This window comes from Pseudomonas sp. NCHU5216 (assembly GCF_052156495.1).
In the GTDB taxonomy this organism is placed as follows: domain Bacteria; phylum Pseudomonadota; class Gammaproteobacteria; order Pseudomonadales; family Pseudomonadaceae; genus Aquipseudomonas.
This window is the reverse complement of the sequence record NZ_JBQLIX010000034.1, coordinates 1-13831: the sequence shown is the minus strand read 5'-3', so window position 1 is coordinate 13831 and position 13831 is coordinate 1. Positions and strand designations below refer to the sequence as shown.

The following is a 13831-nucleotide window of genomic DNA, read 5'->3' as shown; positions in this document are numbered from 1 at the left end:
ATGCTCAAGACCCTGCGTAACTCTCTGCTGGCCATGCTGGCTGCATTGCCGCTGCTGGCGTTCGCTGCGCCCAGCGCTCATGAGGTGGTGCAGCAGACCACCGAGACCCTGCTGGCCGATCTCAAGGCCAACAAGGAGCAATACCGCAACGACCCGTCCAGCTTCTATGACGCGCTGAACCAGATCCTCGGGCCGGTGGTGGACGTCGAAGGCATCTCCCGCGGGGTGATGACCGTGCGCTATTCGCGCCAGGCCTCGCCGGAGCAGATGCGCCGATTCCAGGAAAACTTCAAGCGCAGCCTGATGCAGTTCTACGGCAATGCCCTGCTCGAATACGACAACCAGGACATCCGTGTGTTGCCAGGCGCCGCGGAGGATCCGCAGCGGACTTCGGTCGGTATGGAAATCCGTGACGGCAAAGGCGTGGTCTACCCGTTGTCCTACACCATGGTCGCGGAGGATGGCACCTGGAAGCTGCGCAACGTGATCATCAATGGCATCAACGTCGGCAAGCTGTTCCGCGATCAGTTCGCCCAATCCATGCAGGCCAATCGCAACGACCTGGACAAGGTCATCGATACCTGGGCCGATACCGTGGCCAAGGCGCGTCAGGCACGGGGCCAATCGTGAGTCGCGCCGAGATCGTCGAGCGTGCCCCTGGGCAGCTCGCGCTCAGCGGTGTGATCGATCATCTCAGTGGGCCGGCCCTGCGCGAGCAGGGCGGTCGGCTGATCCTCGCCAGCGGCGCTGCCCGGCTGCAGCTCGACTGCAGTGCGGTGAGCAAGTCCAACAGCGTTGGCCTGGCCCTGTTGCTGGCCTTCATGCGCGATGCGCGGCAAGCCGGACGGGAGCTGGTGATCAGCGAGTTGCCCGAAGACATGCGCGAGGTGGCCGAGGTCAGCGGCTTGCTGGAGCTGCTGCCGCTGCAGGCCTGAATCTGCGAACGGGTCGGCAGGCCTGCCGTCGCTGGCGCATCATGCGGGCTTCGCAGGCGAGGGGCTTTTTTGTATGATGGCCGACCCGCGGGCCCAGGGCCCAACTGCGTCAATCGAGGTCGAGCATGCAGGCTGCAGAAGTGAAAAGCCTCCTAGAGGAAAAACTCCCGAATACCCAGGTGGAAGTGGAAGGCGAAGGCTGCAACTTCCAGCTCAACCTGATCAGCGACGAGCTGGCCGCTCTCAGCCCGGTCAAGCGCCAGCAGCAGATCTATGCCCATCTCAACGCCTGGATCGCCGATGGCAGCATCCACGCCGTGACCATGAAATTCTTCAGCCGGGCCGACTGGGCCGCGCGTTCCTGAGCCTGCGGGCGACGAGACTCCTATGGACAAACTGATCATTACCGGTGGCGTGCGCCTCGATGGCGAAATTCGCATCTCCGGGGCGAAGAACTCCGCGCTGCCGATCCTGGCCGCTACCCTGCTGGGTGACGAGCCCGTCACCATCTGCAACCTGCCGCACCTGCACGACATCACCACCATGATCGAGCTGTTCGGGCGCATGGGCATCGAGCCGGTGATCGACGAGAAGCTGGCGGTGGAAGTCGACGCCCGCGCCATCAAGACCCTGGTCGCGCCTTACGAGTTGGTCAAGACCATGCGCGCCTCGATCCTGGTGCTCGGCCCCATGGTGGCCCGTTTCGGTGAGGCCGAGGTGGCCCTGCCGGGCGGTTGCGCCATCGGCTCGCGTCCGGTCGACCTGCATATTCGTGGCCTCGAAGCCATGGGCGCGAAGATCGACGTGGAAGGCGGCTACATCAAGGCCAAGGCGCCGGAAGGCGGCCTGCGCGGCGCGCACTTCTTCTTCGATGTGGTCAGCGTCACCGGCACCGAGAACATCATGATGGCCGCCACCCTGGCCAAGGGCCGCAGCGTGCTGGAAAACGCCGCGCGCGAGCCTGAGGTGGTCGACCTGGCCAACTGCCTGATCGCCATGGGCGCGAAGATCCAGGGCGCTGGCACCGACACCATCATCATCGACGGCGTCGAGCGTCTGCATGGCGCGCGCTTCAACGTCATGCCCGACCGTATCGAAACCGGCACCTACCTGGTCGCCGCTGCCGTCACCGGCGGTCGCGTCAAGGTCAAGGACGCCGATCCTTCGACCCTGGAGGCCGTGCTGGCCAAGCTGCAGGAAGCGGGTGCGGAAATCACCACCGGTGCCGATTGGATCGAGCTGGACATGAAGGGCAGGCGGCCCAAGGCCGTCAACCTGCGTACCGCGCCTTACCCGGCATTCCCCACCGACATGCAGGCGCAGTTCATCGCTCTGAACGCGGTGGCCGAAGGCACCGGCACCATCATCGAGACGGTGTTCGAGAACCGCTTCATGCACGTCTACGAGATGCTGCGCATGGGCGCCAACATCCTGGTCGAGGGCAATACCGCCGTCGTCACCGGTGTCGAGGCACTCAAGGGTGCGCCCGTGATGGCTACCGACCTGCGCGCTTCGGCGAGCCTGGTGCTGGCTGCGCTGGTGGCAGATGGCGACACGCTGATCGACCGCATCTACCATATCGACCGTGGTTACGAGTGCATCGAGGAAAAACTGCAGTTGCTGGGCGCCAAGATCCGCCGCGTTCCGGGCTGATGGCGATCTGCTGCGCGTCGGTCCTGCGGCGTTAAAAACAGGCTCGGAATGCTCATTTACAACTTGTAAACTGCGCTTCCTCGCCTGTTTTTGCCTTGCATGACTCTAGCTCGCGAGATCGCAGAAAGTAATGTGGCCACCCATTTTGGCGCGGCCGCTTCCGCTCAAGGAAACCGTTCCATGCTGACCATTGCCCTGTCCAAAGGCCGCATTCTCGATGACACCCTGCCGTTGCTGGCGGCGGCGGGTATCGAACCGACCGAGAACCCGGACAAGAGCCGCAAGCTGATCATCCCCACCACTCAGGATGATGTGCGTCTGCTGATCGTGCGGGCCACCGATGTGCCCACCTACGTCGAGCACGGTGCTGCCGACCTTGGCGTCGCGGGCAAGGACGTGCTGATGGAGTACGGCGGTCAGGGCATCTACGAGCCGCTGGATCTGCAGATCGCCAAGTGCAAGCTGATGACCGCCGGCAAGGTCGGCGCGCCGGAGCCCAAGGGGCGTCTGCGCGTGGCCACCAAGTTCGTCAACGTCGCCAAGCGCTACTATGCCGAGCAGGGCCGTCAGGTCGACATCATCAAGCTGTACGGCTCGATGGAGCTGGCACCGCTGGTGGGGCTGGCCGACAAGATCATCGACGTGGTCGACACCGGCAACACCCTGCGTGCCAACGGTCTGGAGCCGCAAGAGCTGATCGCTACCATCAGTTCGCGGCTGATCGTCAACAAGGCCTCGATGAAGATGCAGCACGCGCGCATCCAGGCCCTGATCGAAACCCTGCGTGGCGCCATCGAGGCGCGACACCAAGGCTGATTCCTCACCGCGACCTCTGGTCGCGGCAGCCTATCCGTGTCATAGCCATTTTTCTTGGGTGCCCGCACGGTGGGCTTGCTACATTACGGGCGCCCGAGAAACCGCCATTTAATGAGGCTTTCGCTATGACCGCTCCCATTGCTGTTCGCCGACTCAACGCCGCTGACCAGGACTTCGCCCGACACCTGGATCATCTGCTGAGCTGGGAGAGTGTGTCCGACGATGGCGTCAACCAGCGCGTACTGGAAATCATCCAGGCCGTGCGCCAGCGTGGCGATGCTGCCCTGGTGGAATACACCCAGCGTTTCGATGGCCTGGAGGTCGCCTCCATGGCCGACTTGATCTTGCCGCGTGAGCGTCTGGAGCTGGCCTTGACCCGCATCAGCGCCGAACAGCGCCAGGCGCTGGAAGTCGCCGCCGAGCGCGTGCGCAGCTACCACGAGAAGCAGAAGCAGGATTCCTGGCGCTACAGCGAAGCCGATGGCACGGTGCTGGGGCAGAAGGTTACCCCGCTGGATCGCGCCGGCCTGTACGTGCCGGGCGGCAAGGCCTCCTATCCGTCCTCGGTGCTGATGAACGCCATTCCGGCCAAGGTCGCTGGCGTGCCCGAGGTGGTGATGGTGGTGCCGACGCCGCGTGGCGAGATCAACGAGATCGTTCTCGCTGCCGCCGCCATCGCCGGCGTCGACCGCGTGTTCACCATCGGTGGCGCCCAGGCCGTGGCCGCGCTGGCCTATGGCACCGAGAGCGTGCCGCCGGTGGACAAGATCGTCGGCCCCGGCAATATCTACGTCGCCACTGCCAAGCGTCATGTGTTCGGCAAGGTGGGCATCGACATGATCGCCGGCCCGTCGGAGATTCTCGTGGTGTGTGACGGCCAGACCGATCCGGACTGGATCGCCATGGATCTGTTCTCTCAGGCCGAGCACGACGAGGACGCCCAGTCGATCCTGGTCAGCCCGGATGCCGCCTTCCTCGATCGCGTGGCCGAGAGCATCGCCAAGCTGCTGCCGACCATGGAGCGTGCCGAGATTATCCGCACCTCGCTGGAGGGGCGTGGTGCGCTGATCCAGGTGGCGGACATGGCCCAGGCCATCGAGGTGGCCAACCGCATCGCCCCCGAGCACCTGGAACTGTCGGTGGCCGATCCGGAGGCCTGGCTGCCCGAGATTCGCCATGCCGGCGCCATCTTCATGGGCCGTTACACCGCAGAAGCACTGGGCGACTACGTGGCCGGCCCCAACCACGTGCTGCCCACTTCCGGCACCGCGCGCTTTTCCTCGCCGCTGGGGGTATACGACTTCCAGAAGCGCTCGTCGATCATCTTCTGCTCGCCGGATGGCTCGTCGGAGCTGGGCAAGAGCGCCTCGGTGCTGGCCCGTGGCGAGTCGCTGACCGCGCACGCCCGTAGCGCCGAGTACCGCATAAAAAGCTAGCGGCAAGCTGCAAGCGACAAGCTTCAAGCAGCTTCGCAGGATGGGTCGAGCGCAGCGAGACCCATCACCCCAAGCCACTCATTCGAGGAGAGAAGGGCAGATGAGCAAATTCTGGAGCCCCTTCGTCAAAGACCTGGTGCCCTACGTACCGGGTGAGCAACCCAAGCTGAGCAAGCTGGTCAAGCTCAACACCAACGAGAACCCCTACGGCCCGTCGCCCAAGGCCATTGCGGCGATGCAGGCCGAGGTCAACGACAACCTGCGCCTGTACCCCGATCCCAACGGTGATCGCCTCAAGCAGGCGGTGGCCGACTATTACGGCGTGCAGACCAGCCAGGTATTCGTCGGCAACGGCTCCGACGAGGTACTGGCGCATGCCTTCTACGGTTTGTTCCAGCATGACGCGCCGCTGTTGTTCCCGGATATCAGCTACAGCTTCTATCCGGTGTATTGCGGCCTGTACGGTATCGAATACCAGCAGGTGGCGCTGGACGAGCAGTTCCAGATTCGCGTCGAGGACTATGCTCGGCCCAACGGCGGCATCATCTTCCCCAATCCCAATGCGCCGACCGGCTGCTTGCTAGCGCTCGACGCCATCGAGCGCCTATTGCAGAACAGCCCGGATTCCGTGGTGCTGGTGGATGAGGCTTACGTCGATTTCGGTGGCCAGACGGCCATCGCCCTGGTCGGCCAGTACCCCAACCTGCTGGTCACCCAGACCTTGTCCAAGTCGCGCTCGCTGGCGGGGCTGCGCGTCGGTATCGCGGTCGGTCCCCCCGATCTGATCGAAGCGCTGGAGCGGATCAAGAACAGCTTCAACTCCTATCCGCTCGATCGCATCGCCATTGCCGGTGCGGCGGCGGCGTTCGAGGATCGCGCCTACTTCGAGAATACCTGCCAGCAGGTGATCGACAGCCGCGCAGCGGTGGTGGCTGGCTTGCAAGGGTTGGGCTTCGAGGTGTTGCCGTCGGCGGCCAATTTCGTCTTCGCCCGTCACCCGGGCAAGGATGCGGCCACCCTGGCGGCCGGCCTGCGCGAGCAAGGGGTGATCGTGCGTCACTTCAAGCAGGCGCGCATCGCTCAGTTCCTGCGCATTACCATCGGCACGCCGGAGCAGAACCAGGCCTTGCTGGAAGCCCTGCAAGGCTTGTAAGCGGCTCGCTGCAGGCGCGCACCAAGTCGCGCCTGCAGCGCTCGATCAATGATGATGACCCTGGCCAACGAAGGTCAGGGAGGCGAACAGGCCGCGCGTTTCTATATCGGCGTCGCCCTTGACCGGCAGCTCGACCTCGGCGGCGATGATGTTGAGCCCCTGATTGCGCACTATCACCTCGGCGCGGCCATCGGCATCGGTGGTGGCGCTGATCTCGTCCGGCGCCCCCCGGTAATCGCCCACCAGCTTGACGCCAGCCATGGGCTTGCCGTCCACCAGCACGCGCACCGGCAGTGGCTTGCCTGGGCCGACTTCCAGCGGATCCAGCTCCGGCAGGATGACCATTTTCAGTTGTTTCAAGTCCGGCAGCCTGGCGCCTTCGCTGTAGATCGCCAGGCTGTACTTGTAGGTGTGCAGCGACTGCGTGGAGTTCGGCACCTGGCTGCGCCCCTGGTTGATCCACTGGCCATCCGGGGTCTTCGACCAGGCGCCATTATCCAGTGCCACGGCCATGATCGCCGGTGGCTTGAGCGGTTGCAGGCGGGCATGGTCGGCCAGGCGCTCGACCGTCACCGGAATCATCTTGCCGTTTCTGTCGTAGGCCCAGGCACCGCTGATCTTCGTGGCGTCGAAGGCATTGTCTTCTTCACCATGCCCGTAAACCGTTTCGATATTGCCGCGCCGCTGTTCCGTCCACAGGCCGTGGGCCAGGGCGTTACCGCACGCGAACAGGCCGGTGAGCAGCAGGCAGGTACTCAGACGCATGAACAATCTCCAGATAAGGGCGGGGCATCAGTTCCTGGTCGGGCTGATGCAAGGCTGCAAATGTAATAACGTTTCATTTGCACTGCAAGCGACCTTGGCTGAAGTCAGGTCGCGTTGACTCAATTACCGTTGGCGGGAGGGCGGACGCCGATTTCGGCCGTCAGGTCGAGGGTCTTGCCATTGCGCAGGACTTCGATGCGGATCTTGTCGCCTGGCTTGGTGCGAGCGACCTGGTTCATCGAACGGCGTCCATCGCCTGCCGGCTGACCGTCGATGCTGAGGATCAGATCGCCGGGTTGCAGCCCGGCCTTCTGCGCCGGGCCATCGCGGTAAAGACCGGCCACCACGATGCCGGGGCGTCCTTCCAGGCCGAAGGACTCGGCCAGCTCGGGGGTCAGTGGCTGCACCTCGATGCCCAGCCAGCCACGAATCACCTGGCCGTGCTCGATGATCGCCTGCATCACTTCCAGCGCCAGCTTGACCGGGATGGCGAAGCCGATGCCCTGCGAGCCGCCGGACTTGGAGAAGATCGCGGTGTTGATGCCCACCAGGTTGCCACGCGCGTCCACCAGTGCGCCGCCGGAATTGCCCGGGTTGATGGCAGCATCGGTCTGGATGAAGTCCTCGTAGGTGTTGAGGCCCAACTGGTTACGGCCGGTGGCGCTGATGATGCCCATGGTCACGGTCTGGCCGACGCCGAAGGGGTTGCCGATGGCCAGGGCGACGTCGCCGATGCGCAGGTTGTCCGAGTGCCCCAGGGTCATGGCAGGCAGATTGTCGAGGTCGATCTTGAGAACCGCCAGATCGGTTTCCGGGTCGCTGCCGACCAGGCGCGCGTGGGTTTCACGACCGTCCTTGAGGGCCACGACTATCTCGTCGGCACCGCTGACCACATGGTTGTTGGTCAGCAGATAACCTTCCTTGCTCATCAGTACGGCCGAACCCAGGCTCGATTCCATACGCTGTTGGCGGGGCAGGTTGTCGCCGAAGAAACGACGGAAGGCCGGATCCTCGAACAGCGGATGGCTCGGCTTGCTCACCAGTTTGGTGGTGTACAGATTGGCCACGGCGGGCGAGGCGATGTCCACGGCATCGGCATAGGACACCGGGCCTGCCTGCGCGCGTTTGGAGGCAGGTGCCTGCAACAGTTGCACATCCGTACTGGGCAGGCCGACCCACTGCGGGTAGCGTTGAATCAGCAGCAGGGCGATGAGCACGCCGACCAGCAGGGGCCAGCCGAGAAAACGCAGTGCCTGTGGCATCGAGACAATCCTGAGGGTTGCGGGGGTTAGAGGCGCCCCTTAAGGTGGCGCATTATAGTGAGGTACGCCGCAATAAGGCAGCGGCCTCGCAATAGCTTGAGAGGAATCTTAATGGCCATTGCCTTGTCTACTTTGGTTGGCGAAGCTGACCGTTTACTCAATTCGTCACGCATCAGTGATTACTGCCCCAATGGCCTGCAAGTCGAGGGGCGGCCCCAGGTGCTGCGCATCGTCAGCGGGGTGACCGCCAGTCAGGCGCTGATCGAGGCGGCCATCGAGGCCGAGGCCGACGTATTGCTGGTGCACCATGGCTATTTCTGGAAGGGCGAGAACCCCTGCATCACCGGCATGAAGCAGCGACGCCTCAAGGCGTTGCTGGCCCATGACATCAGCCTGCTGGCCTATCACCAGCCGCTGGACGTGCACTCCGAAGTGGGCAACAACGTGCAGTTGGCGCGCCAGCTCGGCATCGTCGTCGAGGGCCCGCTGGAGCCGGACAACCCGCGTACCGTAGGCCTGGTCGGTTCGCTGGCCGAGCCAATGAGTGCCGCCGACTTCGCCCGACACGTGCAGCAGGTATTGGGTCGTGAGCCGCTGCTGGTCGAGGGCGACGGGCCGATTCGCCGGGTCGGCTGGTGCACTGGCGGCGGTCAGGGCTATATCGACCAGGCGATTGCCGCGGGTGTCGACCTGTACCTCACCGGCGAAGCTTCCGAGCAGACCTTCCACAGCGCCCGCGAGAATGGCATGAGCTTCATCGCTGCCGGCCATCACGCCACCGAGCGTTACGGCGTGCAGGCGCTGGGTGAATACCTGGCCCGGCGTTTCGCCCTCGAGCACCTGTTCATCGATTGCCCGAACCCGGTGTGATTCGGGCTTTCCTCTCGATATAACGCTAGAACCTTTTGGTCTAACCAGCGTCCTGGCTATAAGCAGACGCTGTGTTAGAGTGCCCGCTCGTCCACGGCCCGCCGGCCCATAACAGCAAACCGTGAGTAGCCATGCTCGACAAACTGACCCATCTCAAGCAGCTAGAGGCGGAAAGCATCCACATCATTCGTGAAGTGGCCGCCGAATTCGACAACCCGGTGATGCTCTATTCCATCGGCAAGGATTCCGCCGTGATGCTGCACCTGGCCCGCAAGGCATTCTTCCCCGGCAAGCTGCCGTTCCCGGTGCTGCACGTCGACACCCGCTGGAAGTTCCAGGACATGTACCGCTTCCGCGAGAAGATGGTCAGTGAAATGGGCCTCGACCTGATCACCCACATCAATCCCGATGGCGTGGCGCAGGACATGAACCCCTTCACCTACGGCAGTGCCAAGCACACCGACGTGATGAAGACCGAAGGCCTCAAGCAGGCGCTGGACAAGTACGGCTTCGATGCCGCCTTCGGTGGTGCGCGCCGCGACGAGGAGAAGTCGCGGGCCAAGGAGCGCGTGTATTCCTTCCGCGACAGCAAGCACCGTTGGGATCCCAAGAACCAGCGCCCTGAGCTGTGGAACGTCTACAACGGCAAGGTGAAGAAGGGCGAGTCGATCCGCGTCTTCCCGCTGTCGAACTGGACCGAGCTGGACATCTGGCAATACATCTACCTCGAGCAGATTCCCATCGTGCCGCTGTACTTCGCCGCCGAGCGCGAAGTGATCGAGATGAACGGCGCGCTGATCATGATCGACGACGAGCGCATTCTCGAACACCTGACGCCCGAGCAGAAGGCCAGCATCACCAAGAAGATGGTGCGCTTCCGTACCCTTGGCTGCTACCCGCTGACCGGTGCCGTGGAATCTACTGCGACCACGCTGCCGGACATCATCCAGGAGATGCTCCTGACCCGTACTTCCGAACGTCAGGGCCGAGTGATCGATCACGATGCCGCCGGATCGATGGAAGAGAAAAAACGTCAGGGATATTTCTAAGCCACAAGCTGCAAGCGACAAGCTTCAAGCGGAATGGAGCCGGGCGAAATGGATTTCGAGAAACTGGATGTCTGGCAACGGTCGAAGTCACTGGCCGTGCAGATCTACCGAGGGCTTCAGGACTGCCGTGATTATGGCTTTCGTGATCAGCTAGGGCGTTCGGCCTTGTCCATTCCCAGCAATATTGCCGAGGGAATGGAGCGAGGTAGCGGCAAGGAAAAGTGCCACTACCTGCGCATTGCCAAGGGCTCGTGTGCGGAACTGCGAACCCAACTGATGATAGGCAGTGAAATAGGCTACGTTCCCGCTTCGCTTGCAGCACAGTGGATACAGGAAACCCGAGAGCTTTCCAGAATGCTCAGCGGGTTGATCAACAGAATCTCAGGTTAGCCACCGCTTTGGCTTGCCGCTTGAAGCTTGCAGCTTGGAGCTACGAAGAATGAGTCACCAATCCGATTTGATCAGCGAGGATATCCTCGCCTATCTGGCCCAGCACGAACGCAAGGAACTGCTGCGTTTTCTCACTTGCGGCAACGTCGACGACGGCAAGAGCACGCTGATCGGCCGTCTGCTGCACGACTCCAAGATGATCTACGAGGATCACCTGGAGGCCATCACCAAGGACTCGAAGAAGGTCGGCACCACCGGCGACGACATCGACCTGGCGCTGCTGGTCGATGGTCTGCAGGCCGAGCGCGAGCAGGGCATCACCATCGACGTGGCCTACCGCTACTTCTCCACCGCCAAGCGCAAGTTCATCATCGCCGACACCCCCGGCCATGAGCAGTACACGCGCAACATGGCCACCGGCGCTTCCACCTGCGATCTGGCCATCATTCTCATCGACGCCCGCTACGGCGTGCAGACCCAGACCAAGCGCCACAGCTTCATCACCTCCTTGCTGGGCATCAAGCACATCGTCGTCGCTGTCAACAAGATGGATCTCAAGGACTTCGATCAGGGCGTGTTCGAGCAGATCAAGGCCGACTACCTGGCCTTCGCCGAAAAGATCGACCTGCGTCCGACCACCCTTGAGTTCGTGCCGATGTCGGCGCTCAAGGGCGACAACGTGGTGAACAAGTCCGAGCGCTCGCCCTGGTACACCGGCCAGTCGCTGATGGAGATTCTCGAGACCGTCGAGGTTTCCGGCGACCGCAATTTCGACGACCTGCGCTTCCCGGTGCAGTACGTCAACCGCCCCAACCTCAACTTCCGTGGCTTCGCCGGCACGCTGGCCAGCGGCATCGTGCGCAAGGGCGACGAGGTGATGGCGCTGCCCTCGGGCAAGAGCAGCCGGGTCAAGTCCATCGTCACCTTCGAGGGTGAGCTGGAGCACGCCGGCCCGGGCCAGGCCATCACCCTGACCCTGGAAGACGAGATCGACGTCTCCCGTGGCGACATGCTGGTGCATGCCGACAATCGCCCGCAGGTCACCGACAGCTTCGAGGCCATGCTGGTGTGGATGGGCGAAGAGCCGATGCTGCCGGGCAAGAAATACGACATCAAGCGCGCCACCAGCTACGTGCCGGGCTCGATCCCCAGCATCGTCCATCGCGTCGACGTCAACACCCTGGAGCAGGGCGCCGCCAGCGAGCTCAAGCTCAACGAGATCGGCCGGGTCAAGGTGGCGCTGGATGCCTCGATTGCCCTCGATGGCTACGAGCACAACCGCACCACGGGTGCCTTCATCGTCATCGACCGCCTGACCAATGGCACCGTCGGTGCCGGCATGATCATCGCCGACCCGGTCGGCCATGGCGGTGGTCAGCATGGCCGTCTGGCCCACGTGTCCACCGAGGAGCGCGCCTCGCGCTTCGGCCAGCAGCCGGCCACCGTGCTGTTCAGCGGCCTGTCCGGCGCCGGCAAGAGCACCCTGGCCTATGCGGTCGAGCGCAAGCTGTTCGACATGGGCCGTGCCGTTTACGTGCTCGATGGCCAAAACCTGCGTCACGACCTGAACAAGGGCTTGCCGCAGGATCGTGCCGGGCGTGCCGAGAACTGGCGCCGTGCCGCGCACGTGGCGCGGCAGTTCAACGAGGCCGGTTTGATCGCCCTGGCGGCCTTCGTCGCTCCGGATGCCGAGGGGCGTGAGCAGGCCAAGGCGCTGATCGGCAGCGAACGTCTGGTCACTGTCTACGTTCAGGCGTCGCCGCAGATTTGCGCCGAGCGCGACCCGCAGGGCCTGTATGCAGCCGGCGGTGACAACATCCCGGGCGAGGGCTTCCCCTACGACGTGCCGCTGGATGCCGATCTGGTGATCGATACCCAGACGCAGTCGGTCGAGGAGGGCGTCAAGGCGGTGCTGGAGTTGCTGCGCAGCCGCGGCGCCATCTAACCGCTTGCTTCACTTCTGCAACGCCGGGTTCATGCCCGGCGTTGTGCTATCTGCCGGTGGTCAACGAATCTCGCGCAAACGCTGCTTGTCCGCTTCGTGATCCATGGCCTGCTCGGCTCGCTCGAGGGCGCGCTGCGCCTGCTCGAAGGCGGCCTGGCGGAAAGCCGTATCACCCATCTGGCTGAGCGCCAGGAGGGTTCTGCGCAACTTCATCTGCACCTCGATCAGGGCAGCGCCGTCGCGGGCGATGGGATTGAAGGCATCCTCGAACAGACTCTGCGTGTGCAGCGCCTCCACCCAGACCCTCGGGAAGCGTGGTTCCTGATCGGTTTTCTGATCCCGTGCCCAGGTGCAGAGAATGCGCGCCTGGCGGCCCAGCACGTCGATTGCCGTGCCCGGATCGTTGACCGCCGGTGACAAGGCGCGGGAGGCGATTTCGCTGAGTACGGCCAGGCCGAAGCGTGGATCCTGCTCGAAACTGCGTTCCTTGCCGATAGTGAATGCCTCGCGGATGCATTTCAGTGCCTGCTCGGCCTCGTCGCCCTGGCACGGGCTGGGGATCCAGGCCAGCGGCGTATCGGGGTAGACGAAGGTGCCAGGCTCTGCCAGCAGGTGGATATCGCTGTCCAGGCAATCGGCTTGCGCCGCCAGGGCTGCCATGTCGACATGCTGCACATAGCCGACCGTTTCAGCGGCCAGTTGCAGAGCGCTGTCGGGGATGGCCTGGTTGGCGGGCGCCGGCCTGCCACCCAGATAGGGGTTCGCGCAGCGCCAATCGATGGCGCGCTGAGTCGCTGCCTCGACCCGCTCGGTAGTCTCACCAACACGGCCCAGGCGGGTCAGGTGATCGATCCAGCGCAGCAGGCTGACCACCACCAGGGCGATCACGGCGATGGTCACGATGAACAGGACGAAGCGCCCCTTGTCACCGTAGGCGCCGGTCTTGAGCACGACGATACCGACGATGCTGAACAGGAACGAGCCGATGAAGCTGGACAGCACGTTCTGTGTCAGGCGGTCCTCGATCAACAGCTTGATCGCGCGCGGCGTGACGTTGCTGGTGGCGGCACTGTAGGCCGAGGTCATCACGCTGAGGCTGAAGGTGGTTACCGCCAGCATGCTCGAGGCGATGATATTGAGAATGCCGTCCACCGCATCGGAGCCGATGGTGGTTGGCAAGCTCCAGGGCAACAGGTATTCGGTGAGGGTGGCCAGGGCTGCGGCGGCGATGCCCAGTGCACCGATCAGCGTGGCGCGAAACCAGAGCTGCCGGGTCAGTCTTGTCAGGAGCCATTGCCAGCGCGACATGAGATGTCCTTGGGGAGGGAAACGCTTCCGATCATAGCTGGCCTTGCCCGGTAGAGCATGTGTGGGGCAAAAATAAGGTTCTTCGCACTTTCAGGGGAGTAGCTGGTTGACACCGGACTGGCAATACGGTGTTAGTTGCTCTTGTGTTTGTTCCGAATAGCCGCGTTTTTGCTGATGTTTTTGGTTTCGCCCTCCCGGGCGAGTCACTTTGCGGGCAAAGTAACCAAAACCCTCCGCCCGATCATCCGG

At 63.3% G+C, this 13831-nt stretch carries 14 protein-coding genes; 11 read left to right on the top strand and 3 right to left on the bottom strand.

All coding sequences use genetic code 11. The annotated features are described in order from the left end of the window. The 7 genes from ACSVIK_RS19990 to hisC all read left to right on the top strand — a co-directional run bounded on the left by ACSVIK_RS19990 (position 1) and on the right by hisC (position 5993). The gene (locus ACSVIK_RS19990) at positions 1-630 is read left to right on the top strand and encodes an MlaC/ttg2D family ABC transporter substrate-binding protein (protein ID WP_442445965.1); all 630 of its coding nucleotides are present in this window, start codon (positions 1-3) and stop codon (positions 628-630) included. After that, entirely contained in the window at positions 627-935 is a 309-nt protein-coding gene (locus ACSVIK_RS19985) for an STAS domain-containing protein (protein ID WP_442445964.1), read from the top strand. Before ACSVIK_RS19990 ends, ACSVIK_RS19985 begins: the two co-directional genes overlap by 4 nt. Before the next feature lie 125 nt (positions 936-1060). Further along, complete coding sequence (locus ACSVIK_RS19980; RefSeq protein ID WP_220802712.1) at positions 1061-1300, top strand: BolA family protein; 240 nt, start codon at positions 1061-1063, stop codon at positions 1298-1300. A 22-nt stretch (positions 1301-1322) separates the two neighbouring features. After that, positions 1323-2588 (top strand): UDP-N-acetylglucosamine 1-carboxyvinyltransferase, encoded by a 1266-nt coding sequence (murA, locus tag ACSVIK_RS19975; RefSeq protein ID WP_442445963.1) that lies wholly within the window; start codon positions 1323-1325, stop codon positions 2586-2588. A gap of 180 nt (positions 2589-2768) precedes the next feature. After that, positions 2769-3404: an ATP phosphoribosyltransferase gene (gene hisG, locus ACSVIK_RS19970; protein WP_442445962.1), complete on the top strand. Its 636-nt coding sequence runs from the start codon at positions 2769-2771 to the stop codon at positions 3402-3404. Between the two features lie 125 nt (positions 3405-3529). Next, positions 3530-4840, top strand: a complete 1311-nt coding sequence (gene hisD, locus ACSVIK_RS19965) for a histidinol dehydrogenase (protein ID WP_442445961.1) — start codon at positions 3530-3532, stop codon at positions 4838-4840. A gap of 100 nt (positions 4841-4940) precedes the next feature. After that, the gene (gene hisC / locus ACSVIK_RS19960) at positions 4941-5993 is read left to right on the top strand and encodes a histidinol-phosphate transaminase (protein ID WP_442445960.1); all 1053 of its coding nucleotides are present in this window, start codon (positions 4941-4943) and stop codon (positions 5991-5993) included. A 45-nt stretch (positions 5994-6038) separates the two neighbouring features. Here hisC and ACSVIK_RS19955 read toward each other — a convergent pair whose 3' ends face one another. Continuing rightward, a complete protein-coding gene (locus tag ACSVIK_RS19955) occupies positions 6039-6758 on the bottom strand; it encodes a DUF4198 domain-containing protein (protein WP_442445959.1) in 720 nt (239 codons plus the stop codon). Between the two features lie 119 nt (positions 6759-6877). Continuing rightward, positions 6878-8020, bottom strand: coding sequence for a Do family serine endopeptidase AlgW (gene algW / locus ACSVIK_RS19950; protein ID WP_442445958.1), 1143 nt, complete (start codon positions 8018-8020; stop codon positions 6878-6880). Positions 8021-8131: 111 nt separating this feature from the next. On the opposite strand from algW, the gene ACSVIK_RS19945 reads away from it, so the two are divergent. From ACSVIK_RS19945 to cysN, 4 genes are all read left to right on the top strand, one after another. Further along, positions 8132-8890: a Nif3-like dinuclear metal center hexameric protein gene (locus ACSVIK_RS19945; protein WP_442445957.1), complete on the top strand. Its 759-nt coding sequence runs from the start codon at positions 8132-8134 to the stop codon at positions 8888-8890. A 131-nt stretch (positions 8891-9021) separates the two neighbouring features. After that, complete coding sequence (gene cysD, locus ACSVIK_RS19940) at positions 9022-9939, top strand: sulfate adenylyltransferase subunit CysD (protein ID WP_442445956.1); 918 nt, start codon at positions 9022-9024, stop codon at positions 9937-9939. 48 nt (positions 9940-9987) lie between these two features. Next, on the top strand, positions 9988-10329 hold the full coding sequence (locus tag ACSVIK_RS19935) for a four helix bundle protein (RefSeq protein ID WP_442445955.1): 342 nt from the start codon (positions 9988-9990) through the stop codon (positions 10327-10329). A 49-nt stretch (positions 10330-10378) separates the two neighbouring features. Continuing rightward, on the top strand, positions 10379-12274 hold the full coding sequence (cysN, locus tag ACSVIK_RS19930; protein ID WP_442445954.1) for a sulfate adenylyltransferase subunit CysN: 1896 nt from the start codon (positions 10379-10381) through the stop codon (positions 12272-12274). Positions 12275-12334: 60 nt separating this feature from the next. Here cysN and ACSVIK_RS19925 read toward each other — a convergent pair whose 3' ends face one another. After that, positions 12335-13582: a DUF2254 domain-containing protein gene (locus ACSVIK_RS19925; RefSeq protein ID WP_442445953.1), complete on the bottom strand. Its 1248-nt coding sequence runs from the start codon at positions 13580-13582 to the stop codon at positions 12335-12337. Between the last annotated feature and the right edge of the window lie 249 nt (positions 13583-13831).